The sequence below is a fragment of the Corynebacterium sp. KPL1818 genome, assembly GCF_000478135.1.
GTDB classification, from domain to species: Bacteria; Actinomycetota; Actinomycetes; order Mycobacteriales; family Mycobacteriaceae; genus Corynebacterium; species Corynebacterium accolens.
Genome location: NZ_KI515758.1, coordinates 1056417 through 1079506, shown reverse-complemented (window position 1 = coordinate 1079506; position 23090 = coordinate 1056417). Strand labels below are relative to the sequence as shown.

The 23090-nt window shown below is 61.0% G+C and carries 21 protein-coding genes; 4 read left to right on the top strand and 17 right to left on the bottom strand.

The features are described from left to right. Window positions 1-54: 54 nt before the first annotated feature. The 4 genes from HMPREF1261_RS05080 to prpD all read right to left on the bottom strand — a co-directional run bounded on the left by HMPREF1261_RS05080 (window position 55) and on the right by prpD (window position 7660). Window positions 55-3486: a pyruvate carboxylase gene (locus HMPREF1261_RS05080; RefSeq protein WP_034657928.1), complete on the bottom strand. Its 3432-nt coding sequence runs from the start codon at window positions 3484-3486 to the stop codon at window positions 55-57. A 556-nt stretch (window positions 3487-4042) separates the two neighbouring features. Then, on the bottom strand, window positions 4043-5203 hold the full coding sequence (locus HMPREF1261_RS05075; protein WP_023030189.1) for a bifunctional 2-methylcitrate synthase/citrate synthase: 1161 nt from the start codon (window positions 5201-5203) through the stop codon (window positions 4043-4045). A 13-nt stretch (window positions 5204-5216) separates the two neighbouring features. Continuing rightward, window positions 5217-6149 carry a methylisocitrate lyase gene (gene prpB, locus HMPREF1261_RS05070; RefSeq protein WP_023030188.1) on the bottom strand — a complete coding sequence of 311 codons (933 nt, stop codon included), beginning with the start codon at window positions 6147-6149 and terminating at the stop codon, window positions 5217-5219. Beyond that, the gene (prpD, locus tag HMPREF1261_RS05065) at window positions 6149-7660 is read right to left on the bottom strand and encodes a 2-methylcitrate dehydratase PrpD (protein ID WP_005277360.1); all 1512 of its coding nucleotides are present in this window, start codon (window positions 7658-7660) and stop codon (window positions 6149-6151) included. Before prpD ends, prpB begins: the two co-directional genes overlap by 1 nt. Before the next feature lie 165 nt (window positions 7661-7825). Between prpD and HMPREF1261_RS05060 the strand changes: the two genes are divergently transcribed. After that, on the top strand, window positions 7826-9139 hold the full coding sequence (locus tag HMPREF1261_RS05060) for a short-chain fatty acyl-CoA regulator family protein (protein ID WP_023030187.1): 1314 nt from the start codon (window positions 7826-7828) through the stop codon (window positions 9137-9139). A gap of 9 nt (window positions 9140-9148) precedes the next feature. Here the strand turns inward: HMPREF1261_RS05060 and HMPREF1261_RS05055 are convergent, their stop codons facing one another. The 4 genes from HMPREF1261_RS05055 to upp all read right to left on the bottom strand — a co-directional run bounded on the left by HMPREF1261_RS05055 (window position 9149) and on the right by upp (window position 12967). Beyond that, window positions 9149-10576, bottom strand: a complete 1428-nt coding sequence (locus tag HMPREF1261_RS05055; protein ID WP_023030186.1) for an NAD(P)H-quinone dehydrogenase — start codon at window positions 10574-10576, stop codon at window positions 9149-9151. A gap of 70 nt (window positions 10577-10646) precedes the next feature. Continuing rightward, window positions 10647-11837, bottom strand: a complete 1191-nt coding sequence (locus tag HMPREF1261_RS05050) for a M20 family metallopeptidase (RefSeq protein ID WP_023016834.1) — start codon at window positions 11835-11837, stop codon at window positions 10647-10649. Window positions 11838-11915: 78 nt separating this feature from the next. Next, a complete protein-coding gene (locus HMPREF1261_RS05045) occupies window positions 11916-12284 on the bottom strand; it encodes a helix-turn-helix domain-containing protein (protein ID WP_023028365.1) in 369 nt (122 codons plus the stop codon). Window positions 12285-12331: 47 nt separating this feature from the next. Beyond that, window positions 12332-12967, bottom strand: a complete 636-nt coding sequence (gene upp, locus HMPREF1261_RS05040) for a uracil phosphoribosyltransferase (protein WP_034653796.1) — start codon at window positions 12965-12967, stop codon at window positions 12332-12334. 57 nt (window positions 12968-13024) lie between these two features. On the opposite strand from upp, the gene HMPREF1261_RS05035 reads away from it, so the two are divergent. From HMPREF1261_RS05035 to HMPREF1261_RS05025, 3 genes are read left to right on the top strand one after another with little or no spacing between them, the layout of a single operon-like run. Next, window positions 13025-13303: a hypothetical protein gene (locus tag HMPREF1261_RS05035; protein WP_023030185.1), complete on the top strand. Its 279-nt coding sequence runs from the start codon at window positions 13025-13027 to the stop codon at window positions 13301-13303. Beyond that, entirely contained in the window at window positions 13304-14212 is a 909-nt protein-coding gene (locus HMPREF1261_RS05030; RefSeq protein ID WP_023030184.1) for a C40 family peptidase, read from the top strand. It begins immediately after the preceding gene. 54 nt (window positions 14213-14266) lie between these two features. Beyond that, a complete protein-coding gene (locus HMPREF1261_RS05025) occupies window positions 14267-15505 on the top strand; it encodes a hypothetical protein (protein WP_005277344.1) in 1239 nt (412 codons plus the stop codon). A gap of 142 nt (window positions 15506-15647) precedes the next feature. On the opposite strand, the gene HMPREF1261_RS05020 is transcribed toward HMPREF1261_RS05025, so the two are convergent. The 9 genes from HMPREF1261_RS05020 to HMPREF1261_RS04980 form a co-directional block, all read right to left on the bottom strand. Next, window positions 15648-16325: a type 1 glutamine amidotransferase domain-containing protein gene (locus HMPREF1261_RS05020; RefSeq protein ID WP_023030183.1), complete on the bottom strand. Its 678-nt coding sequence runs from the start codon at window positions 16323-16325 to the stop codon at window positions 15648-15650. Between the two features lie 31 nt (window positions 16326-16356). Further along, a complete protein-coding gene (locus tag HMPREF1261_RS05015) occupies window positions 16357-17277 on the bottom strand; it encodes a hypothetical protein (protein ID WP_023030182.1) in 921 nt (306 codons plus the stop codon). A gap of 48 nt (window positions 17278-17325) precedes the next feature. Then, window positions 17326-18219 carry an RDD family protein gene (locus HMPREF1261_RS05010; protein WP_023030181.1) on the bottom strand — a complete coding sequence of 298 codons (894 nt, stop codon included), beginning with the start codon at window positions 18217-18219 and terminating at the stop codon, window positions 17326-17328. A gap of 55 nt (window positions 18220-18274) precedes the next feature. Beyond that, window positions 18275-19351 (bottom strand): YhjD/YihY/BrkB family envelope integrity protein, encoded by a 1077-nt coding sequence (locus HMPREF1261_RS05005; RefSeq protein ID WP_023030180.1) that lies wholly within the window; start codon window positions 19349-19351, stop codon window positions 18275-18277. Window positions 19352-19445: 94 nt separating this feature from the next. Next, window positions 19446-20477, bottom strand: a complete 1032-nt coding sequence (gene trpS / locus HMPREF1261_RS05000) for a tryptophan--tRNA ligase (RefSeq protein ID WP_023030179.1) — start codon at window positions 20475-20477, stop codon at window positions 19446-19448. Window positions 20478-20488: 11 nt separating this feature from the next. After that, complete coding sequence (locus HMPREF1261_RS04995; protein WP_023030178.1) at window positions 20489-20968, bottom strand: DinB family protein; 480 nt, start codon at window positions 20966-20968, stop codon at window positions 20489-20491. 15 nt (window positions 20969-20983) lie between these two features. After that, the gene (locus HMPREF1261_RS04990; protein ID WP_023030177.1) at window positions 20984-21175 is read right to left on the bottom strand and encodes a hypothetical protein; all 192 of its coding nucleotides are present in this window, start codon (window positions 21173-21175) and stop codon (window positions 20984-20986) included. A gap of 50 nt (window positions 21176-21225) precedes the next feature. Beyond that, window positions 21226-22173 (bottom strand): trimeric intracellular cation channel family protein, encoded by a 948-nt coding sequence (locus tag HMPREF1261_RS04985; RefSeq protein ID WP_023030176.1) that lies wholly within the window; start codon window positions 22171-22173, stop codon window positions 21226-21228. Beyond that, on the bottom strand, window positions 22173-23066 hold the full coding sequence (locus HMPREF1261_RS04980; RefSeq protein ID WP_023030175.1) for an exodeoxyribonuclease III: 894 nt from the start codon (window positions 23064-23066) through the stop codon (window positions 22173-22175). The genes HMPREF1261_RS04985 and HMPREF1261_RS04980 overlap by 1 nt, the downstream gene beginning before the upstream one ends. Window positions 23067-23090: the final 24 nt, after the last annotated feature.

Here is a 23090-nt window from a genome sequence, read left to right as displayed (position 1 = left end):
AGTTCATTCATCCAAGCCGGGAGGGGATTTACGCGTCTGTGCTAGGTGGCTCCTCTATTTGATGACGGCTATAAGATCCCCGCCTTCTACCTTGGTGGCCTGGCCAATGGCCACGCGGTCCACCACGCCATCCTTGGTGGCGGAAATGGAGGCTTCCATCTTCATGGCCTCGATGACCGCGACCTGGTCGCCGGCCTTTACCTCGTCGCCTGGCTCTGCCGTGGGGTTGACCACGCCGGCGAACGGGGCCGCTACGTGGCCGTCATTGGACGGATCCGCCTTCTCCACCGTGGCCACGGTGGATTCGGCGTTTTCATCGCGCACCTTCATCGGGCGGATTTGGCCGTTAACGTTGAGCACGACATTGCGCATGCCCTTCTCATCCGGCTCACCCACGGCATCGAGGCGCACCACGATCTGCTTAAGGTTGGAGCGATCGGTGGAGTTTTCTGGGAAGAAATGCACCACCTTTTCTTCGCCTTCGGTCAGACCGTAGAAGAAGGTCGTATCCGTCAGCGCCTCGGTATTGCCAAACTTGCGGCGGAACTCATTGAATTCCTCAAACTGCTTAGGAAAGAGCAAACGGTTCAGGCTGGCGCGACGCTCATCCGAGTCATCCGAGTCCAAGTGCGGCTGTTCCTCAGCCGGGACATCGTTAATCTGCGCGCCGGTTTCGGCTCGGCCATCAAGGACCTTATCGCGCAGCTCAGGCCAGCCACCCGGAGGGGTGCCCAGCTGGCCGCGGAGGAATTGGTCCACGGAATCCGGGATATCGTACTTCGTCGGGTTGGCCGCGAAATCTTCCGGAGCAACGCCAGTGCCCACGAGGTGGAGTGCCAAGTCACCCACCACCTTGGAAGATGGGGTGACCTTGGTGGGGCGGCCCAGCATCTCGTTGACGGCGGCATAGTTATCCTCGATGACCTCGAAGCGATCCGCCAGGCCCAATGCGACGGCCTGCGCGCGCAGGTTCGACAGCTGACCACCCGGAATCTCGTGCTTGTACACACGGCCGGTCGGGCCAGGAATGCCGTTCTCGAACGGGGCGTATAGCTGACGCACGGCCTCCCAATACGGCTCCAAATCCGAGACCGCTTGCAGGTCGATTCCTGTATCGCGCTTGGAGTTGGAGAATGCAGCGATGAGCGCGGAAAGCGAAGGCTGAGACGTGGTGCCGGCCAGCGGCGCCGAGGCGCCATCGACAATATCGGCACCGGCGCGCGCCGCAGCAAAGTAGGTAGCGATCTGCCCACCGGCAGTATCGTGCGTGTGCACGTGGACCGGCAGATCGAATTCCTTGCGCAGCGCGGTCACCAGCGTGTGCGCGGCCTCTGGGCGCAGCAGGCCCGCCATGTCCTTAACGGCCAGGATGTGCGCGCCGGATTCTACAATCTGCTCGGCGAGCTTCAAGTAGTAATCCAAGGTGTAGAGGTCTTCCTTCGGCGAAGAAAGGTCACCGGAATACGCCATGGCTACCTCGGCCACGGTGGTATTCGTCTCGAGCACGGCATCGATGGCAGGGCGCATCTGGGAGACATCGTTAAGCGCATCGAAAATGCGGAAGACATCCACGCCGGACTTAGCCGCTTCCTGCACGAAGGCGCGGCACACCGAATCCGGGTACGGGGTATAGCCCACGGTATTGCGCCCGCGCAGGAGCATCTGGATGTTCTGGTTCGGCATCGCCTCGCGCAGCAGATCCAGGCGCACCCAGGGATCCTCGTGGAGGAAGCGCATGGCCACGTCATAGGTAGCACCGCCCCATGCCTCCACGGAGAAGAGATCTGGGGTCAGGCGCGCCACGGCCTCTGCCGCGGAAACCAAGGCGGTGCTGCGCACGCGGGTGGCAAGCAGGGACTGGTGGGCATCGCGGAACGTCGTATCCGTGACCATCAAAGGGTCTTGGGCGCGAATCTTTTCCGCGTACTTCTGCGGCCCGAGCTCCAAGAGGTCATCGCGGGAGCCGCGCGGGAGCGGTTCTTCCGCATTAAACTTCGGCAGCTTATCAAAGGGGCGCAGCGCGGTGGGCCTATCGCCATTGGGCTTATTCACGGTGACATCCGCGATGTACTCCAAGATGCGGCCGGACTCATCTACCGCCGGTGGGGCCTTGAGCAGATCTGGGTGCTCGGTAATGAATCCGGTATCGACGCGGGTATTGACGAAGTCGGACTCATTGAGCAACGCGCGCAGGAAGCCGATATTGGTCGCCACGCCAGAGACGTGGAACTCGTTCAGCGCGCGGCGGGCACGGTGGACGGCCTGCTCGAAGGTGGTGCCGCGGCAGGTCATCTTCACCAACAGGGAGTCGAAGTTGGGCGATACCTCAGCACCCACGGAGGTCGCACCATCCAGGCGCACACCAGCACCGCCCGGCGAGCGGTACGCGGTCAACGTACCCGTATCTGGGCGGAAGCCATTATTCGGGTCTTCGGTAGTAATGCGGCACTGCAGGGCAGAGCCGGTAATGGTGATATTTTCCTGCGACAGGTTGATGTCTTCCAAGGAAGCACCTGCGGCGATATTCATCTGCGCCTTGACGATGTCCACACCGGTAACCTCCTCAGTCACGGTGTGCTCCACCTGCACGCGGGGGTTCATCTCAATGAAGACGTGGTTGCCGCGCTCGTCTACGAGGAACTCCACCGTGCCGGCACCCTCATAGTTGATGTGCTCGCAGAAGTTCACGGCATCCTGGCAGATGCGATCGCGCAGCTCCGGATCCAGCGATGGCGCCGGAGCGATTTCTACGACCTTCTGGTGGCGGCGCTGCACGGAGCAGTCGCGCTCAAAGAGGTGGATGACATTGCCCTGGGAATCCGCAAGCACCTGCACCTCAATGTGTTGCGGATTAATCACCGCAGTCTCGAGGTACACGCTGCCATCGCCGAAGGCCGCCTCCGCCTCGCGCGAGGCCTCTGCCGCCCGTTCGCGCAGCTCAGATTCCGATTCCACGTAGCGCATACCGCGCCCGCCACCACCAGAGACGGCCTTGACAAAGACCGGGAAGCTGAAGTCACCGGCGTCTGCTACCAGCTTATCGATGTCCGTGGTCGGCTCCGAGTCCTGCAGCGTCGGCAGCCCTGCTTCCTTCGCGGCGTTGACCGCGGCGGATTTATCACCGGTGAGATCTAGCGTGCTCGGGGTGGGGCCAATGAACTTAATGCCATTGTCCTCGCAGGCGCGGGCCAAATCGGCGCGCTCGGACAAGAAGCCGTAGCCCGGATAGATCGCATCCGCCTCAGACTTCTTGGCAGCGCGGATGATTTCCTCGATATCGAGGTACGCCTTAACGGGCTGTCCCTCGTCACCAATGCGCACTGCTTCATCCGCAAAGGCGCGGTGGAAGGAGTTGCGGTCTTCACGAGGATAGACGGCGACGGTCTTCGCCCCCGTTTCAAAGGCAGCGCGGAAAGCACGCACGGCGATTTCACCGCGGTTGGCTACCAAAATCTTGTCGAACGATGGAAGGGCGGAATTGGCCACTTGGGTGTTCCTTTCAACTTGGAAGACGCCGCGTTGCAACGTCCCCACTGGGGTGATCCGTCTCTCAGTTTAGAGATAAGAATAGTTTTTATCATCCCTTTTTAAAAACGGGATTTTCTACACTCACCTGCAACTTAAACCCCACGTAAGCAATTTCTGCCAGCCAACCAGTATTAACAGGCCTAGCAATTCTGCAAAGTCTGCAAATTTTCAGGCGGCAAATTTTTCGCAGCCACAGCCGCTACAACAGCCGCCGCAGTCGCAGTCGTGGCCACAGCCACCGCCGAATCCACAACCGCCGCAGCAGTCGGTACCGCAGCCGCTACATGTGCATCCTCCTCTGCAATACCTGAGGCGAAAATGCAACATCTGAGGGCGCGGTTTGCTCAGTTATATCGTAGGAGGATGCACATTTAACGCCGATGGATACACATTTAACGCAGCAAGATGCACAAATGCTCCCCACGCGAACGTGGGGAGCAAATTCGGTCCATTTAACGGCCTACTTCCTGCTCAACGGCCCACCGCGGGACGCAAGCGCGCGGAGGCCGAGCGATTAGAAGGACTTAGGCGGAACGGAGCGCTGGTCTTCGCCGACGTAGGCGGACAGCGGGCGAATCAGCGAGTTGTTCTCGTTTTGTTCCACGATGTGCGCGGTCCAGCCGGTGATGCGGGCCATGACGAAGATCGGGGTGAAGAACTGAATATCGAACCCGAGGATGTGGTAGGCAGGGCCGGCCGGGAAGTCCAAGTTCGGCTTGATCTTGATCGAGGTGTTTTCTTCCATAGTCTTGGCCATAATGTCGTACATGTCGATCCACTTGGTCTGGTCGTGCTGCTCGGCCAACTCCTTGAAGGCAGCTTCCATGGTGGGAACGCGGGAGTCGCCGTTCTTGTACACGCGGTGACCAAAGCCCATGACCAGGTCCTTGTTGGCCAACTTGTTCTTGGTCCACTCCTCGGCCTTGGCAGGATCGTCTACCTCGAGGAAGTTCTTCATGACGGCCTCGTTGGCACCACCGTGCAGCGGCCCCTTGAGCGCGCCAATGGCGGCGACGATGGCGGAGTAGGTATCAGACATCGTGGAGGTAACCACGCGCGCCGAGAAGGTGGAGGCATTGAAGGAGTGCTCGGCGTAAAGGATGAGGGACTTATCAAAGGCCTCGATATCGGCGCGGTTGACCGCTGGGGAGCCTTCTTCATCGCCGAAGACCATCCACAGGAAGTTTTCGGCAAAGCCCTTCTTGCGGGACGGCTCGATGTAGCCCTCACCGCGGCGGCGACGGATGTCGAGCGCGATGATGGTGGGGATCTTCGCCATGAGTTCGAGCGCGGTACGGCGCACGTGCTCGGAGTCCTTGGTGTATTCCTCCGCGTCCTGGGCACCGATGAAGGAGATGGCTGTGCGCAGAACGTCCATGGGGTGGCAGCTTTGCGGCATGGACATGATCAGGTCAATGAGGTGGCGGTCTAGGTGTCGCAATGCCTTCTCACGCGCGGAGAAGCGGATGAGGGATTCTTGCCCCGGCAGCTTGCCATTCCACAAGAGGTAAGCGACCTCTTCGAAGGAGCAGTAGCGGGCCAGTTCTTGGACCGGGTAGCCGCGGTAGGTCAAAGAGTTGGTCTCTGGAACGACCTTGGAAATGGCGGTTTCATCGACAACGACACCGTAAAGGCCCTTGCGGATTTCTGGGGTTTCGTTTTTCTTATCGGACATGGTCACTGGCTCCTTAGCTTTCAAAAATGGGTTGGTAGCTGTCTTTGGAATAGGTGAATACGGACTGGTCAAACTCGTTGTATTCCTGGTAGCGGACCAGTTCGTACAGGCGGGAGCGGTGCTGCATGCGCTCTAACCACTCGGTCTGGATGCCGGTATCTTGCAAGTCGCGCAGGAATTCTTCGGTAGCGCCCATGGCCACGCGGAAGCTGGAGACCGGCCAGATCACGGCGTTGTATCCCAACCCGTCGAGGGTCTTTGCTGATTGCAGCTCGGTCTTGCCAAACTCCGTCATATTCGCCAACAGTGGCGTATCCACGGCGGCGCGGAACTTTTCAAAGTCCTCGGGGGAATACAGCGCCTCGGTGAAAATCAGATCCGCACCGGCTTCGGCATAGGCCTTAGCGCGGTCGATGGCGTCATCGATGCCATTGACACCGGCGGCATCGGTGCGCGCGCAAATGATGAAATTAGGATCGCGGCGCTCGTTGACGGCCGCGCTGATGCGGCGGACCATGACTTCCTTGTCCACCACTTCCTTGCCGTCGAGGTGCCCGCAGCGCTTCGGGTTGACTTGGTCTTCCAGGTGGCAGCCGGCCAGCCCGGCATCTTCGAGGGCGGCGACGGTGCGGGCGGCGGACATAGGTTCACCGAAGCCGGTATCGGCATCGACAAGCACGGGCAAGTCCGTAGCGCGCGCAATCTGCCCGGCGCGCTGGGCTACCTCGGTCAAGGTGGTCAGGCCGATATCGGGCAGGCCCAAATCATTGGCCAGCACCGCGCCGGATACGTAGACGCCGTCGAAGCCGCCGATGTCCTGGATAAGGCGGGCGGTCAGCGGGTTAAACGCGCCCGGCAGCGTGGTGATCGATCCGGATTCGATGGATTTGCGGAAATTCGCGCGCTTTTCTGCGTTGCTGATTGTAGAACCAAATAGTCCAGCCATTAGAAGATTCCCTCCGGTTTCTCGGGCGCGGTGGCAAGGTGCTCATCGCTGACCCGCACGTTGAGTTCGGTTAGATCGGTGAGGTTTTCTAGGTCTTGCACGGCGGTGAGGAAGCGCTCTTGCTCGGCCTCGTCGACGACGCCATCGGCAAGCTTTTTGAACTTGGCAATGTACTGCTCGCGGGCGAAGGGGCGGGCGCCCAGCGGGTGGGCGTCAGCTACGGCGCGCTCGTCTTCGATGACGGTGCCGTCCTTGAAGGTGATAACGGCCTTGCCGCCGAAGGCTTTTTCCTCAAGGTCGTTGGAGTGATAGCGGCGCGTCCACTCGGGATCCTCAACGGTGGAGATCTTCTGCCACAGCTCGATGGTCTCCGGGCGGTTGGAGCGCTCAGGGGAATAGGAGGTTTCGTGGTCCCAGACGCCATCTTCTAGCGCGACCGCGAAGATGTACATCACAGAGTGGTCCAGGGTTTCGCGGGAGGCGGAAGGATCCATCTTCTGCGGATCGTTCGCGCCGGTGCCGATGACGTAATGGGTGTGATGGGAGGTGTGCAGCACGATGGACTCGATATCCGCCGTCTTCAGGCCCTTATCCTCCAGCGTCTTTTTCAGCGCAAAGGCCATGTCGATGGGAGCCTGCGCCTGGTATTCCGCGGAGTGTTCCTTGGTGTAGGTATCCAGGATGGCGGTCTTGGCCTCACCGTTTTCTGGCAGGGGCACGGTGTAGGTGCGCTCTGGTGAATGCAGCATCCAGGCGATGAACCCGTCCTCGCCCTCCCAGATCGGTGCCGGGGCACCCTCGCCGCGCATGGTGCGGTCGACGGCCTCGATGGCCATCTTGCCCGCGAAGGCCGGCGCGTAGGCCTTCCACGAAGAAATCAGGCCCTTGCGGGACTGGCGGGTTGCCGTGGTGGTGTGCAGCGCCTGGCCGACGGCCTGGTAAATCGTGTCCCTATCCAGGCCCAACATGGTGCCAAGCCCTGCGGCTACCGATGGCCCCAAGTGCGCCACGTGGTCGATCTTGTGCTCGTGCAGGCACATGCCTTTGACCAGGTTGACCTGGATTTCATAGCCGGTTGCGATGCCGCGGATAAGGTCGCGGCCGCTCAGCCCCTTGTGCTGCGCTGCGGCAAGAAGCGGCGGAATATTATCGCCGGGGTGGGAATATTCGGCGGCGAGGAAGGTGTCGTGATAGTCCAACTCGCGGACTGCGGTGCCATTGGCCAGTGCGGCCCACTCCGCGGAATACGTGCCATCGATGCCGAAGATGGTGGAACCGCCCTTATCCACCGGATGGGCTTCTGCCATCACCCGCGCGGAGGTGACGGGGCCACGGGCAACGGAGGCCATAGCTACGGCGGCGTTGTCGATGATGCGGTTGATGATCATCTCGGTGGTTTCTTCCGGAACCTCTACGGGGTCCGCAGCCACCTCGGCCACCTTGTACGCCAAGTGCTCCTCGTAGGGGAAGTCCTCGGCGGATTTATGAGTGCGTACCTCATGGTTTTTCACTGGTTGCGTCCTCCTTCATCAAGAATGCGTTGCACATCACAGTAAATGCTTGCATGTGGTACACGCTATAGGTAATGTTTGTGGAAATTAGCGGACTTCTTTTGTGAAATCTGCAAAACTTGTGATTTTCACAGCACAGGGGACTTAAAGGAAGGACGGGGACGCATGACCAAGCACTATGCGGGGGCACGGATTCACGCTTTGCGCAAGCAGCGCGGGCTCACCCAGGTGGCGATGGCGAAGAAGTTGGGGTTATCCACGAGCTACCTCAACCAGCTAGAAAACGACCAGCGCCCGCTGACCGTCACCGTGTTAATGCAGCTAGCCCAGCGCTTTACCGTGGATCCCAGCTACTTCGCCGAAGACCGCGATATCCATACGATTACCGAGCTCCGCCACATCTTCCCCGATGCCTCTGAAGAAACGCTCTCGGATCTCGCCTCTCGCTTTCCCGAGTTGATGCCGCGGTTTGTTGATGTTGCTTCCCGCGCGCCCGCTGCGGACCCCTCCCCCTTTGAAGTGGTGCGGGATTTCTTTTATGACGCGCATAATTACATCCACGAGCTCGATGTGCTCGCAGAAGAACTCGCTGGCCAGTTGGGCGATCGCGTCCTGCGCCGCGGCCGGCTCGCCTCCCGCATGCATGAGGATCTGGGGGTTACGGTGCGCTTTTCCCGTCCCGGCCCTCGGCGCAGCTTCGACCCAGATACGCGCGAGCTCTCGCTGCGCGATGGGTTATCTGAGGCGCAATTGGTCTTTGAAATGGCCCTGCAATACTGCCTGCTGGCCTACGGCGATATCTGTGACAACCTCGTATCTGAACTGCCCGAAGGCGAATCCCAAGACTTAGCCACCCTGGGCCTTGCGCAGTACTTCGCGGCGGCTGTCACCATGCCCTACCAGCGCTTTCTCACGATGGCAGAAGATACCCGCTACGATATCGACCTGCTGTGCAACTACTTTGGGACTGGGTTTGAAACAACCGCGCAGCGCCTCGCCACGCTCCAGCGCCCAGGGCTTAAGGGCGTGCCCTTTTCCTTCATCCGCACCGACCGCGCGGGCAATATTTCCAAGCGGCAGTCCTCTACCGCCTTTCACTTCGCGCGCTCTGGTGGATCCTGCCCCCTGTGGGTAATCCACCGCGCCTTTGAAACCCCGAACCGCATTACCCGCCAGGTCGCCGCCATGCCGGATGGCCACGCTTACCTGTGGATCGGGCGTTTCGTGCAGGGAACCGCCAAGTCGTGGGGCACGCCGCGCAAGGAATTCGCGGTAGGCCTAGGCTGCGATATCGCCCAGGCGGATCGCATCGTCTATGCCGATGCCCTGAACCTAGACATTTCCGCCGCCACCCCGATTGGCCCAGGCTGTACCGCCTGCCCCCGCGAATTCTGTCCGCAGCGCGCCCTGCCGGAGGCAGATAGGCCGATCAAAATCGAGCTTAACCGCACTGCGGAGCATGCTTACTCCACGTTCTAGGAACGAGGTTTACTCCAGGTCATCATGGGCCACCAAGCGGCGGGCGGCCTCGGTGATGGTGCCAGATAGCGATGGGTAGACCGCAAAGGAATCGGCCAGCTGGTTCACCGTGAGCTGGTTGGTCACTGCCATAGCGATGGGCAGGATGAGCTCGGAGGCGGTCGGCGCGACGATGACGCCACCGATCACGCGGCCGGACGTAGCGCGGCAGAATAGCTTGACAAAACCGTGCTGCAGCGAGCGCATCTTTGCACGCGGGTTGGTATTCAGCGGCATGGTAATGGCGCGGGCGGCGACCTCGCCGGCCTCGATTTCGGCCTGGGTAAAGCCCACCGCGGCGATCTCCGGGCGGGTAAAGACCGCGTTAGCCACGGTCTTCAGGCGCAGCGGCGAGACGCCTTCACCGAGCGCGTGGTACATCGCCACGCGGCCCTGCATCGCGGCTACGGAGGCAAGCGGGAAGAGATCGGAGCAGTCACCGGCTGCGTAAATGCCGGCGATATTGGTGCGCGAGACGCGGTCTACCTGGATGTGACCAGACTTCGCGGTTTCCACGCCCACGTTTTCCAGCTTCAGTTCCTTGGTATTCGGGACGGAACCAATGGACATGATGACGTGCGAGCCGTGAATCTCGCGCCCGTCTTGCGTGGTGACCAGCACGTTGCCGTCCTCGGTGCGGTTAACGGTTTCCACGCGGCAGTTCTTTTCCAGCTCCACGCCGCGCTCGCTCAGCACGGTTTCGAGGACGTCGGCGGCATCGGCATCATCATGCGGCAAGATGCGATCGCGCGAGGCCACCATCGTGACTTTGACGCCCAGCTCGGCGAAGGCGGAGACAAACTCGGCACCGGTGACACCGGAACCCACCACAATGAGGTGCTCTGGCAGCTCGGTGAGGTTATAAACCTGCTGCCAGGTCAGGATGCGCTCGCCATCCGGCTGAGCGCCGGGCAAAATGCGCGGGGTGGCACCGGTAGCCACCAAGACGAGGTCCGCATCGAGCGTCTCCTCGTGTCCATCCTCGTTGAAGACCGCCGTGACCTTGTGCCCACCAAAGGCATCGGCCTGCTGATCCTCCGGGAAGTGCGCGCGGCCATCGATAACGCGGGCACCCAGGGAATCCATGGTATTGCGGATATCACCGGATTGCTTAGCCGCCAAGTCCTGCACGCGCTGGTTCAGCGCACTGATGGAAAGCTGCGCCTTGCCGATGCCCTCGTTCAGCTCCATGTCATCCGCGCGACGCAAGTCCGTTTTAATATTGGCGCCGGCGATGAAGGACTTGGAGGGAACACAGTCCAAGACAACGCTATTGCCGCCCATGCCTTGGTCTTCGATGATGGTGATTTCCGCGCCGTACTTGGCGCCAGCCAGCGCTGCCTCGTAGCCCGCCGGGCCACCGCCGATGATGACAATTCGCTTGGTCTGGTTCAACACGCAATTGCTCCTTTATAGGCTCCACTTTTAAAGTCGCCTACGAGTCTAACCCGTAGGTAACCCCAGCGCGTTAGTCCGCCTGCGCATTCTCCCCCATAAATTGCTCGACCACGGCCCCGAAAAGCTTAATGCCCACACCAATTGCCCGCTCATCCACGATGAGGTCACCCATGTGCAGATCGTGCTGCTCCCCCTCCCCGGACCAGCAACCAAGGCGCGCCATGGAACCGGGCACCTTTTCCAAATACCAGGAAAAGTCCTCGCCTCCGGAAGACTGCGGGGCCTGGACCACGGCTTGCGGGTCGATGGACTGTGCGGCAGAAGCAAGCATGGCGGTAGCGACGTCATCGTTAAGCACCGGCGGCACGCCGCGGTTATAGGACAATTCGTGTTCTACCCCCACCGGCGCAAGGATCTGATCCACCAGCTCCGCGAAGAGCTCCTGCATCTGGCGCCAGATGGTGATATCGGCGGTGCGCATCGTGCCGGTCAGCATGCCAGTTTCCGGGATTGCGTTAGGGGCATAGCCGGAATTGACCTGGCCAAAGACCAAAACCGTGCCGGTGCGCGGATCAACGCGGCGAGACAGCAGCGCCGGCAGCTCCGTAATAACCTTGCCCAGCGCATAGACCACATCCGCGGATAGGTGCGGGCGCGAGGTATGCCCGCCCGGGCCTTTAATCTTGAGCTCCACCACGTCGGTTGCCGAGGTAATGGCCCCGGCGCGGATTCCGATGCGCCCCACGCGCAGCTTCGGCTCGGCGTGGATGGCGAAGATGGAATGCACGCCTTCTAACGCGCCCCAAGAAATAACGTCGGTGGCCCCGCCGACCCACACTTCCTCCGCCGGCTGGAAGATGATGCGAATGCCCAGCTCCAGCTCATTAACCCGCTGAAAATCCGCCAGCGCGCAAGCCAGGCCGAGCGCCACGGTAGTGTGCACGTCGTGACCGCACGCGTGCATGGTTCCGGGCTTCTCAGAGGTAAACTCCAGCCCAGTTACCTCGGTAATGGGCAAGGCATCGATATCGGCGCGGAAGGCCAAGCGGCCAAGCTCTGTATCCGGGCCGATATCCACCATGAGGCCGGTGTGCGGGAAGCGCTGCGGCTCAAGCCCGTAATCCGCAAGGATATTCGCGATGTAATTGGTGGTTTCCACCTCTTGGTTCGCCGTTTCCGGATTGCGGTGGATATGGCGCCGCCACGCGATGACCTCCGCACGGTGAGCATCGAACCACTCGTTAATAAACTCCGAGATCACGCGCACGCCTCCCTGTTGCTGGACTATCTCTTGGAGGCAGTCTACAACTAGACCATGCGGTTCAGTAAGTCAGGGTGGTTAGCCCCGCGCATCACTAAAGCGCCGCTGGTTGATGTAGTCCTGTGGAAAGGGCGCCACATCTTCTACCCCGAGCACGGCGGAGTCTGCCAAGTGGCCCTCCACCACGTCCCCACCGGCCGGCAAGAGGACCGCCGGCGGGATTTCTAAAGCCAGCGCCAGCTTGTACACCGTGGATAATTGCGGGTCCGCCATGGTGTGTAGGCCATTTTCATTGCGTTCCAGATTGGAAATCTGGCTGCGCGATACCCCCGAAATATCCGCAAGCACTTGCTGGGATACCCCGCGCCGCTCGCGCACGCGGCGCAGCTGTTGCGAAAATCCGTAGCCGTAGCTCGACCACATTAGTTGAATAAAACTCACGATCATTTCCCCCTTTGAAAGCCACCTTCGGGCTTTCAGGGAGAAATACTAGCTTAAAGATCGATATTGCGCGGGCCGTAGAGGCGATCGCCGGCATCGCCAAGCCCCGGCACGATATAGGCATCCGCATTGAGTTCAGGGTCAATGGCGGCGGTGACGAGGCGGACGGGAAGGCCCGATTTCTCCAGCGCATCCACGCCATTTTGGGCCGAGACCATGCAGATGGCGGTGATATCGGTAGCGCCGCGGGCGGCCAAGAGGCGCAGGGCGTGCAGCAGGGATCCGCCGGTGGCCAGCATGGGATCAACGACGAAGACGGTGCGCCCGGTCAGGTCTTGCGGCAGCGCCTCCAAGTACGGCACTGGCTCGTGGGTTTCTTCATCGCGCGCCATGCCGATGAAGCCGACCTGGGCATCCGGAATCATCGACAGGGCGGGATCCACCATGCCGAGCCCGGCGCGAATAATGGGCACGATGATGGGTGGATCCTGCAGGCGGGTGCCTTGTGCTGTGGCAACCGGGGTTTCGCAAGCGAAGTTTTCTACCGCCAAATCGCGGGAGGCTTCATATACGAGCATGGTTCCCAGGTCCTTGAGCGCAGCGCGAAAAGCGGAGTTATCACTGCGCGCATCGCGCATCAGGGTCAGGCGGGAAGCGGCAAGCGGGTGGTCTACGACGTGGATATCCATGCCCACTACTTTAAACTTTTTGGGAACCACTTGGGCCATTGGCCAGTCCAATAGGGCATGAGACCATTTCAGATAGATACCGCCCACGCCCGCCATTTAGCCCGTGACCTGCATGCAAACGCGCAGGGAGACAATCCACCCCACCCGGCATTGCCCGAAGATCCGGCCTTTACCGGGTTCAATGAAGCGGTCCATGCCGCCTTAGACAATATTGGGGCGCGGATGACCATGCTGCGCCACGATATGGGGCACATCGCGCAGTCTTCCTTCCAGATGTCGCGCGAGGCGGAAGACTCCGATGCGGCGTTGCGCGACTCCCTCGGGGCGGCGATCTAAGTGCTTGCTACCGCCATTAAAAATATCGCCGCGCTGCAGCCTTCGCCGCTTCCCGATGTCCAACTTCCCCGCGTCCCAGATCTCTCCGCCGCCCAACCGCTGGCGGATATCGCCCACGGCGATGCCTCGCAGCTTATCGCTGCCGCGAACCTCCTCACCGGCGATAACGAGACCATCTCCGCAGTACTCAACCAGGCCCGCGGCCTCGTTACGGCGGCTGCCAGCGATATCTTTGGCATCGGCACGCGGCTCATCCAAGCCGCTGCGCCCATCGCGATGGGATTAATCTCCCTTGATCCCGCCTCCCGGGCTGCAGCGCTTGCGTCCCTTCGCGCCGTGATAGACGAGCACATTGGCTTGGCGATGGCCCGGGTCAACCGCCTGAAAGACGAGCTCACCACCACCGCCGCGGCCCTGTTGCCCATCTCCCAGCGTCCGGTGGAATCAGCCGTTGGCCAGCCCCAGCAGGCCACGGCCGCCGCGGCGACGCATACCGCGGTGGCTTCTCCGGCGGAGCTAGGCGCTGCACCCGCGCCGCCCCCATCAGCGGGCGCAGAAGCCGGCTCAGAGGCAGGCCGCGCGGCCGTGGCCGCGGCCAAGAGCCAGGTGGGCCAGCCCTATACCTGGGGCGGAACCGGCAACGGTGGCTTTGACTGCTCAGGGCTTACCCAGTGGGCCTATTCCCAAGCGGGAGTGGATATACCGCGCACGGCGGACCAGCAGGCCATCGGCAAGCAGGTCAGCGCCGATCAGCTACAGCCCGGCGATCTGGTGGTCTGGGATGGCCATGTGGCGATGTATTCCGGTAATGGCGAGATTGTGGAGGCCGGCGACCCCGTGCAGACCAACCCGCTGCGCACGAATAATATGGGCATGCAATTTAAGGGTTTTTGGCGGCCGACTGCCTGACAATGCCCCGGCAATTCCGCACGGCAGCTGGGGCGTTGGGTAGACTAAAAGCTCATGAGTACCCGTGCGATTGTGCCTATTAAGCTCTCCTTGACTGAGGGCGATTTTTATACCCTCTGGGCGCCCAAGTGGCGCGAAAATGGCTCCGAGTGGCAAGCCTTTTTGGGCGACGATGACTCCGTTTTGGTTTTTGACTCCCCCGCTGAGCTGCTGTGCTACCTGGAGTCCGATGCCAAGCATGACCTGCTGGATCACCCGCAGTGGGAGCAATTTTCCGCCCGCCCGGCGCACCGCGTCACCCCGGCCAAGCGCGATGAATACGATCTCATCGGCATGCCGGAAGCCCTCGCCGGCCGCCCCAGCCACGCCAATGTCTCCACCGTGGCGCGCGATCTCGAGGTGGCATCCGCGCTTGCCGATGTCGCCGCTGCCGAACAGACCACCATCTTCTTCGCCACTCACTCCATCCTGCGCAACGTCTCCCGCGGCGCAGACCACTACTCGGGCGAGCAGGGCCTGAACGAGTGGACCGGCGTCGGGCGGGTCATCTTGACCAACTGGAAGAAAGTCATCGCGGACCTGGATAAGCACGTCCGCGTGGTCCCTAGCGATGAATTCGACGCCGCCGCTATCTCCGATGCCGAAACCCGCATCTCCGAGGCCGCGAGTGCCGCCGAAGCCGCAGCCAAGGAAGCCGAAGAAAAGCGCAAGGCCGCAGCAGAGGCTGCCGATCCTTATGACGAGTCCCCCTGGGCCGCCGCCGGAATCGACCCGATTAAGATCACCGCGCAGTCCAAATCCGTCTACACGCTGCGCACCTACCTGGACGGCAAGCCCATCTTCTTGGGCAAGTGGGGCGAAATCTTTACCTTCGATTCCTCCAAGACGCTGGTGCGATGGCTCATCGATAATGATGACCACGACTTGGCGCGCGTATCTACCTGGGAGGACGTCGTCACCGCCGCCAACGCCGGCGAATTGGAGGTCCAAGTCCACCCGGATAACCAATATTCCTTTAACGGCCTCGTGCGCGATATTGAAAAGGGTCCAGAAGCGGTAGACTCCGACCAGCTGGCCCGCTGCTACGAGGTCTGCGCCGATGCCGCGGACTGGGCCGGGGATGATTCCATCAACTCCTATATGCTGGCCAATCCGCGCCTGCAGGACTACCTGGGCTACATGCTCGGTTCCACCGAGCACGCCGGCTACGTCCCGTCGAAGCCGTATAACGAACACGCCGAGTCCTGGAAGGGCCTCGAGAACATGCTGATTAAGCGTTTCTCCCGCTTCTAGAATCACCAGGTCTCTTTAAAACAGAAGAAAGCCAGCCACTCCCCGATCTGGGTGGCTGGCTTCTTTTGTGGCCAAGAGCCCCGACGAGGCGGCTAGGAACGGCGGCTCCTGTTGGCGCCGCTTCCCAGCGTGGCCCACGGTTTTAGAAGTCGCGCAGGATGCGCTGTGCCAAAGGCTCAGAGGATGCCGGGTTCTGGCCGGTGTAGAGGTTGCGGTCAACCTCAACATAAGGCTGCATCGGGTCGGTCTGCTTGAAATCAGCGCCGAGCTCGCGCAGGCGGGTCTCAACAACCCACTTGGCGGCGGCGATGGTCTCCTCGCCCTCTTCGGCGTTGGTAAAGCCGGTCATGGTGTAGCCCTTAAGCGGCCAGTTGTCATTGTCCAGCGCGAGCAATGCAGCCGGTGCGTGACAGACCAGGGATAGCGCGCGGCCGGAGTCGATGCGCGCCTGCAGCAGCTTGGCGGAGTCCTGGTCATAAGCTAAGTCCTCCATCGGGCCGTGGCCGCCGGGGTAAAAGACAAGGTCGTAATCGGCTTCCTTAACATCGGCCAGGTTCAGTGGGTCTTCCAGATCTGGACCGATTTCTGCGAGGTAGTTCTCCTGCTCGGCGCGGTCGCCCTCAGACAATACCTCGAGGCTGTACTCGTCTACCACGGGTGCCTTTGCGTTCGGCGTAGCAAAGTCGATATCCCAACCAGCGTTCTTAAACACGCGGTGCGGAGCGATGAGCTCCTCGGCCCAGTAACCGGTAGGACGGGCGCTGCCATCAGCCAGCGTCCACTTATCAGCGGCGGTAACAACGAATAGTGCGGAAGGCATGTCTTCCTCCTTTATGTAGATTAACTATCTATTACTCTTCGGAAGCGTTGTCATTCAGGTTCATTGAGACCCCGGAATCTTGGAGCGACTCCTCAGTATCGGGGCCGGCAAGTTCCGGATCGGAGAGGTCCTCGTAGGCCGGAAGGACAACGGTCTCAAGGATACGCTGCCTTGTCTCCTCCGTGCCGAAAATATTCTCAATCGCCTTCACGGTGAGATCGAAAAACTCCTCCAAGCCGTACCCAAAGGTCTCGCTCAAGGCGAGAAATTGCCTGCTCAGAGTGGAATCGCCGGAAGAGACGGAACAGGTAAAGCCAAGCTGCTGCAACAGCGGCAGCGGATGATCCGTCAGTTCCTCAACGTCATTCACGGGCGAAAATACCAATGGAATGTGTCGGTCGCGGATCCATCCGGAGGCCTTGCCTGGGCGAATTCCATCGACATCGGCGGTGAAATCATCGATCATATTCACCGGTCGCAGCAAACGGTTCACTCCGGCCTGCGCCGCGCTTTCGGTGGCGGCGAAATCCTCACCCACCGCGATTTGGGTAGGCAGGTACTTCGCGCGGAATTCCGCTGCGGCGGCAGCGCTACCTTCCGGCAGGGTGTAGCCCGCAACGCCCGCAGTGTCCTCGGCGTTAGCCGTCGGCTCTGCCGCCTCGAGGACAAACCGAGCCTCAAGGTCGCCGAAGCGTTCTGCGGCCACCTCGCGCACGACCGCTGATGTATCGAAAGAATAAGCCGCGGGGTTGAGCTGCAATTCGGCGTAGACCACGTGGTCATCGGCAAGCTGGGCGCACTGCTCGCGAATATCCGCGTTCAATTCCTCCGCGGTGCCGGCCTGCGAACGAACCGGTTCCCAGAGGGATACCTTGGGCAGTTGTTCCACCACGCTCTCGGCGGAATCCTTGTTTTCGGGGCTAATCAAAGGTGCATCATGCATGCGCACCATCGTAGGCACGCGCCCTAGGATGCGCCATGTCAGCGCCCCACCCGCGTTTTACTTGTGAGGCTTCCTTTTAACCACTTCGGCGTTTGCGAGATCGTCGTGGGAACCGCGCAGGTTGTTTTCCTCGTTGATGGTGGTCGCGTGCACCACTGCACCCAACATGCCCACCAACTGCCCAATGCCAGGTATCACGTTGATAAGGCGCCACCACTGGCGCTTGGCGGACTGGCTAAGGCTGAGCTTTTCCTTCGTATCCACGTCCCGCACGGTGTAGCCGGAAAGAATCTTTGCCGGGCTAGCGCCCATCCATACCTCGCTGCCCAGGACGTAAACCACCATCACGATGCAGGCAGCGACGAAGGACAACGCTTCCACATCCACGAGCTCGTCGACGCCCGCGCCAACCGCGCCGCTGATGCCGCCGGCCAAGAAAAAGTCCAAGATGCCCATGCCGATGCGCGTTTCTTGGGACGGCCGTTTCTGCGCTTGGTGCTGGACTGGTGCCGGCGCGGCAGCGGGCGATGGCACCATCTGCTGGCGCGGCGAAGCATGCTGGGCGAATGGATCGCGCGCGTACGGGGAGCTATACGGGCTGGGCTGGGCAAAACCGGGTGCCTGCGCCGGGTCCTGCGGTTGATCGTGGAAGCTCGGCTGCGGGCGCGGCGCCGGCGACCACTGCCCCACCGAGCTCAGCGTGCCGAGCTCGCCCCACGTCGGGCGGAGGCCGGTGCGCAGTGCTTCATCGTATTCGGCCCTCTTCTTCGCCGAACCCAGGATGCTGGCCGCTATGCGCAGCTGGACGCGCCGCGGCTCATCCTGGTTATATCCCTGCTGCCCGAGCTTGATGTCTTTTGCTTCCAATAAAACGGAAAGCTCATCCGCGCCACCACTGCGGTCGAGGTCCCACTTTTCGTAGAGGTCTGGGGCAATATCATCGGCGTTCATAGTGTCCTATCTTAAAGGTATAGCTCGGCGCACTCCTCACCCGTAGGGAGGATTTTTATTTGCGGCGGAAAAGCTTCGCCACGCCCACGGCCGCAGCACCCAGGGCGGCGCCCACGCCGAAGACCGCGCCGGCCGGTGCGCCCTCGCGCACCTCATTGCGCACGCGAATAACGGCAGGCTCCGGAACCGGCGGGTGCGCGTACTTCAAGGATTCTGCGGTCGTCGCGGTCCATGCGGAGATATACAGCACCACGCGCCACACCAGGTACATGACAATCATCAGGACGATGACAGGGCCAAAGACCGCACCGGCCGGGCTGCCGGTGGCAGAGGACATAATCACCGTGGACAGCTGCTTAATGGCCTCGAATGCCACCGCACCAATGGCGGCGCCGGTAAAGCCGGATTTCTTAGGCACCTTCGTGCGCGGCAGGATCATAATCAGCCACCACATGACGATGAAGTTGGCGATAAGACCCAGCAGCAGGCCACTAAAGAAGAACACGTAGCCCATGCCAGGGAAGGAATCGATGCCTAAGAGGTCAAATACCTTCTGCGTAAGCCCAGAGGAACCAGCCGCGGTCACGCTGAAGGCCACGACGAAGGCGACGATCAGGCCGATAAGGCCCAGAAGATCCGAGAACTTCTTCTTCAGGAAGGAGCCGCCGTCGTTGGCATCGATGCCCCACATGGCAGAAATGCCGATGCGCAGATGGTTCATCCAGCCCAGTCCGGACCACAGGGTGGTCAAACCACCGATACCGAACATGGCACCGCGCTGGTCAATGGCCTTATCCAAGATCTCATTGACCGACTCGCTGAGGTTCCCGTCAATGGAGTCCGTAATATAGGACTGCAAGTCATTGAGCAGGTCCTCGCGATTAGCAAGGACAGCAGCGATGGTAGCCACCAGCAGCATCGCCAACGGGAAGATGGACAGGACCGAGTAATAGGTAATGCCCGCGGAAAATTGGTTACCGCCCTCTGCGGCATAGCGCTCCTGCATGCGCATGAGGTGATCAACCATGGGCGATTTACGCCGGACCTTATCTATCGCTCCCGGATCATCGGCGTTGGCACGCTCGATACCGTAGTGGTCCGTCTTCTTAGAGGAGGATTGCGTGGTGGACACGTGCTTCCCTTCTTGTTCGCACAGCGTTTATCCCGTATAGCGTAGCTGGCAAATACCCAGTTGTCCCTCGGTGGGGTGGGTTAAGGGGTACCTACTACCTGCGCGGGCGAGGAAGGAAGCCGACTTTTTCATAGACGGCATCGACAAGCGGCTGCGCTACTTCCTGTGCGGTCTGCGCACCGCGCTCCAAGATGCGCTCCAGCTCGCCGCGATCCGCCATGAGCTCGTCATAGCGCTGCTTGAGCGGGGTGGTAAAGGCCTCGAGCGCCTCCGCGGTATCCACCTTCAGGTGCCCGTAGCCCTGGCCGGCGTACTTCTCCACCAAGGAGTCGATGGACTCGCCTGTCAGCGCGGACTGGATGACCAGCAGGTTCGATACGCCCGGCTGGTTTTCCCGGTCAAAGGCGACGGTGCCCAGGTCATCGGTCACGGCGGACTTGATGCGCTTGGCAGAGGTCTTCGGGGCATCGAGCAGGTTGACCAGGCCCTTGGGGTTGGGGCCGGACTTAGACATCTTGGACGTCGGGTCCTGCAGGTCATAGATCTTCGCCGCGCCCTCCGGAATGAATGGTTCCGGCACGTGGAAGGTTTCGCCGTACTTGTTATTGAAGCGCTCTGCCAGATTGCGGGTGAGCTCCAAGTGCTGGCGTTGATCCTCGCCCACCGGCACGTAATCCGGCGAGTACAGCAGGATATCGGCAGCCATCAGGATGGGGTAGGTAAAAAGGCCCACCGAGGTGCGATCGGCGCCGCGCTTGGCGGATTTATCCTTGAACTGCGTCATGCGGGAGGCCTCACCGAAGCCGGTCAGGCACTGGAATACCCAGGTCAACTCCGCATGGGCGGGCACGTGGGACTGGACGAAGAGGGTGGATTTTTCCGGCTCGATGCCCAGCGCGATGAGCTGCGCCGCACCGGCCATGGTGCGGTTGCGCAGCTCCTCCGGATTTTGCTCCACGGTAATCGCGTGCAAATCCGGGATGAAGTAAAAGGCATCGTAGCCTTCCTGCAAGTTGATCCACTGCTTGAGCGCTCCGAGGTAATTTCCCAAATGATAGGAATCAGCGGTGGGCTGAATGCCGGAAAGAACGCGGGATGCAGAATTAGATGCAGTGGAATCAGTCATGTCAGGTAATGTTACTCCGTCATTTTTGCTTGTTGATTGGCCGCCCCTAGATGCTGTGCGGCGTCATCACAAATCGAGACCAGCCGGACGCCGCGGGTAACGTGCGGCGTCCACGAGGTATCGATCACGTCATCGAGGTTGTCATCCTCCAGCGAGGTCACATACGCCTTGACCTGCTCCAATGCTTCCTGGGTATAGCTGCGGAGCTTGCCGATGTCCTGCGTGGTCACCGCACGCGCTTCCTCCGCCGATTGGCCATAGCCCATGGCATCCGGCAGGTCGAGGTCGTAGCGCTGCCACAGCTCTTCTTCCCCAGTCAGTTGCGCTAGCTGCAGGTCTGCCATGCGGCCGGTGTGCCATAGCAGCCACGTGATCGAATTCGGATGATCACCAAAGTGCGCATTGGCGGTCTCGTTGCTCAGCTCCGGCAATGCGGCGAGCGCATCGAGCGGGCGTTGCGCCATGTCCGTGAGCAGATCGATAGCCCTCATCGCCAGACCGCGCCCTTAGACCTTGCGGGAGGTGGGGCTGACGATGTCCATGAAGACGGCGAAACCGGACACCATGAAGGCACCGCCGACGCCCATGAGGACGATGGGGCCAAGGAAGGCGAAGGACGGTCCGACAGCGGTCCACCACCAGATGCTCAGGGCGAGGATTACGGCGCCAAGGACAAAAGGAATAATTGCGCGAGCCATGAACTTTCTCCGTTGCAGATTTCGAAATTTTTAACGTGTTTATACTAGCACTACTGCTTGTGCTTGGGGGTCCTTTGCCTGCCCACATCCTCCTTGTTGAAGGTCCATTGCTGCTGCACATCCACTCCCCTCGCCCCAGGCGAGTGCTTCCCACTGGGGCGGGTAATGGATGGGTGGGCAGGCGGCCGTGCAATCCGGTTGCTATTTAGCTCCTCGAGGCTGAGCGGGGAGGAAAAATCGCTTGCGGTGCGCTTGTTACGAATCAGCGGCCGGGTAATCGGGCTGGCGTAGCGGGTGGCCGCGCCCGCCTTCCGCTTGGCCCGGCGGGCACCATCGCGCACGATGCGCGCCGATAGCCGCAGGCGCGGATCCATCTGTTGCTCGCCGTCGCGGTACTCGAAGACCGGCAGGCCCTTCTTGAAGTAGATAGCAGCAAGGCGCGCGGTAAAGCAGACCAAGGCGGTGATGATCGCTGTGGGTTCCTCCGATAGCCCGGCGCGCAGGAGGATCATGTACAGCCCGGCCGCGAGGATCGAGATGGCCGCATAAAATTCGCCGGAAAATACCAGCGGAATGCGGTCTGAGAGTAGATCGCGCAGCACGCCGCCGAAGACGCCGGAAATAACCGCTGATACCGAGGCGATGATGAAGCCATAACCCAAATGCGCGGCAATCTGGGTGCCCAGCACGGAAAAGACCGCCAGCCCCAAGGCATCGAGGATGAGGAAGAGGTGGCGGAAATAGTGCATGAGGAAGGACATGCCCACCGTGACGATGGCGGCGGCGATGACGATGACCAGATAGATGGGGTGTTCCACCCAGGTCAGCGGTGGATCCGCAAGCACGATATCGCGGACGGTGCCGCCGCCTAGTGCCGTGATGGAGGCGATCATCGTCACACCGAACAGGTCGAGTTTTTGCCGGCCGGCCGATAGCGCAGCGGTCATGGACTCGGCGGTAATGCCGATGACGTACAGGACGCTAAAAAGCGGCGACATCAGGCGTATTCCACCAGCAGCGGCGAGTGATCGGACCAACGCTGCTCCACGGTCGGGGCCTTATCCACCCAGGTGCGCTGCGCGCGATCGAGCAACGGCTGGGTAGCGGCCTGGTAGTCAATGCGCCAGCCCGCATCATTATTGAAGGCCTGGCCGCGGTAGGTCCACCAGGTATAGGGGCCATCGGCCTCTGGGTGGAGGCGGCGCGCCACGTCGAACCACTGCGGCGCGGTGGCCGGCTCCCACGGCGTGGTGCCCGCGTAGTCCACGACTCCGAGCCACTCCCCCAGGTTCTTTTTCTCCTGCGGCGCCTCATCCGGGAAGCTGCCGAAGACGTGGTCCAGAAAGGCGCGCTCTTCTGGCAGGTGGCCGGCCTTCTTCTCGTTGGCCTTATTATTCTTCAAATCCTGGGCGCGGTGGCAGATATTCCAGTCACCGCCGATGACCATGTCCTTATCGGTGTTTTCTGCCAGCACGGCATCGAATTCATCCAAGAAACGGTACTTTTCATCCAACTTTGGCGAATCGGTATCGCCGGAAGGCAAGTACAGCGAGGCCACGCGGATATCGCGGGTGGTGGCGGCAATCCAGCGGCCGGCATCGGTGAAGGAGCCGAAACCGATTTCGACATCGGCAAGCGGCGTGCGGGAAAGGATGCCTACTCCGGCGCGGCCCTTGGCGGCGGCATCGGCAAGCTCTAGGTGCCAGCCCGCCTCCAGGGCGGGTGCCAGGGCTTTTCTGGCTTGGTCCGGGGTGGCGCGGACCTCTTGCATCAGCACGATATCGGCCGGGGTCTGTTCCAACCAGGCATTCATGCCGGGGTTATTCTCGTTGCGCTGCTTGCACGCGGCGCGGATTCCATTGACGTTGACGCTAGCGATGGTAAGGCTCATGGTGCTCCAGAATATAGGCGTGTG

What these genes read in the sequence shown, in the direction of transcription:
- HMPREF1261_RS05075 (WP_023030189.1), bottom strand. Translation starts at nt 5,203, where the DNA reads ATGTCCGATAAGAAAAACGAAACCCCAGAAATCCGCAAGGGCCTTTAC.
- prpB (WP_023030188.1), bottom strand. Translation starts at nt 6,149, where the DNA reads ATGGCTGGACTATTTGGTTCTACAATCAGCAACGCAGAAAAGCGCGCG.
- HMPREF1261_RS05060 (WP_023030187.1), top strand. Translation starts at nt 7,826, where the DNA reads ATGACCAAGCACTATGCGGGGGCACGGATTCACGCTTTGCGCAAGCAG.
- HMPREF1261_RS05045 (WP_023028365.1), bottom strand. Translation starts at nt 12,284, where the DNA reads ATGATCGTGAGTTTTATTCAACTAATGTGGTCGAGCTACGGCTACGGA.
- upp (WP_034653796.1), bottom strand. Translation starts at nt 12,967, where the DNA reads ATGGATATCCACGTCGTAGACCACCCGCTTGCCGCTTCCCGCCTGACC.
- HMPREF1261_RS05035 (WP_023030185.1), top strand. Translation starts at nt 13,025, where the DNA reads ATGAGACCATTTCAGATAGATACCGCCCACGCCCGCCATTTAGCCCGT.
- HMPREF1261_RS05025 (WP_005277344.1), top strand. Translation starts at nt 14,267, where the DNA reads ATGAGTACCCGTGCGATTGTGCCTATTAAGCTCTCCTTGACTGAGGGC.
- HMPREF1261_RS05020 (WP_023030183.1), bottom strand. Translation starts at nt 16,325, where the DNA reads ATGCCTTCCGCACTATTCGTTGTTACCGCCGCTGATAAGTGGACGCTG.
- HMPREF1261_RS05015 (WP_023030182.1), bottom strand. Translation starts at nt 17,277, where the DNA reads ATGGTGCGCATGCATGATGCACCTTTGATTAGCCCCGAAAACAAGGAT.
- HMPREF1261_RS05010 (WP_023030181.1), bottom strand. Translation starts at nt 18,219, where the DNA reads ATGAACGCCGATGATATTGCCCCAGACCTCTACGAAAAGTGGGACCTC.
- trpS (WP_023030179.1), bottom strand. Translation starts at nt 20,477, where the DNA reads ATGACTGATTCCACTGCATCTAATTCTGCATCCCGCGTTCTTTCCGGC.
- HMPREF1261_RS04995 (WP_023030178.1), bottom strand. Translation starts at nt 20,968, where the DNA reads ATGAGGGCTATCGATCTGCTCACGGACATGGCGCAACGCCCGCTCGAT.
- HMPREF1261_RS04990 (WP_023030177.1), bottom strand. Translation starts at nt 21,175, where the DNA reads ATGGCTCGCGCAATTATTCCTTTTGTCCTTGGCGCCGTAATCCTCGCC.
- HMPREF1261_RS04985 (WP_023030176.1), bottom strand. Translation starts at nt 22,173, where the DNA reads ATGTCGCCGCTTTTTAGCGTCCTGTACGTCATCGGCATTACCGCCGAG.
- HMPREF1261_RS04980 (WP_023030175.1), bottom strand. Translation starts at nt 23,066, where the DNA reads ATGAGCCTTACCATCGCTAGCGTCAACGTCAATGGAATCCGCGCCGCG.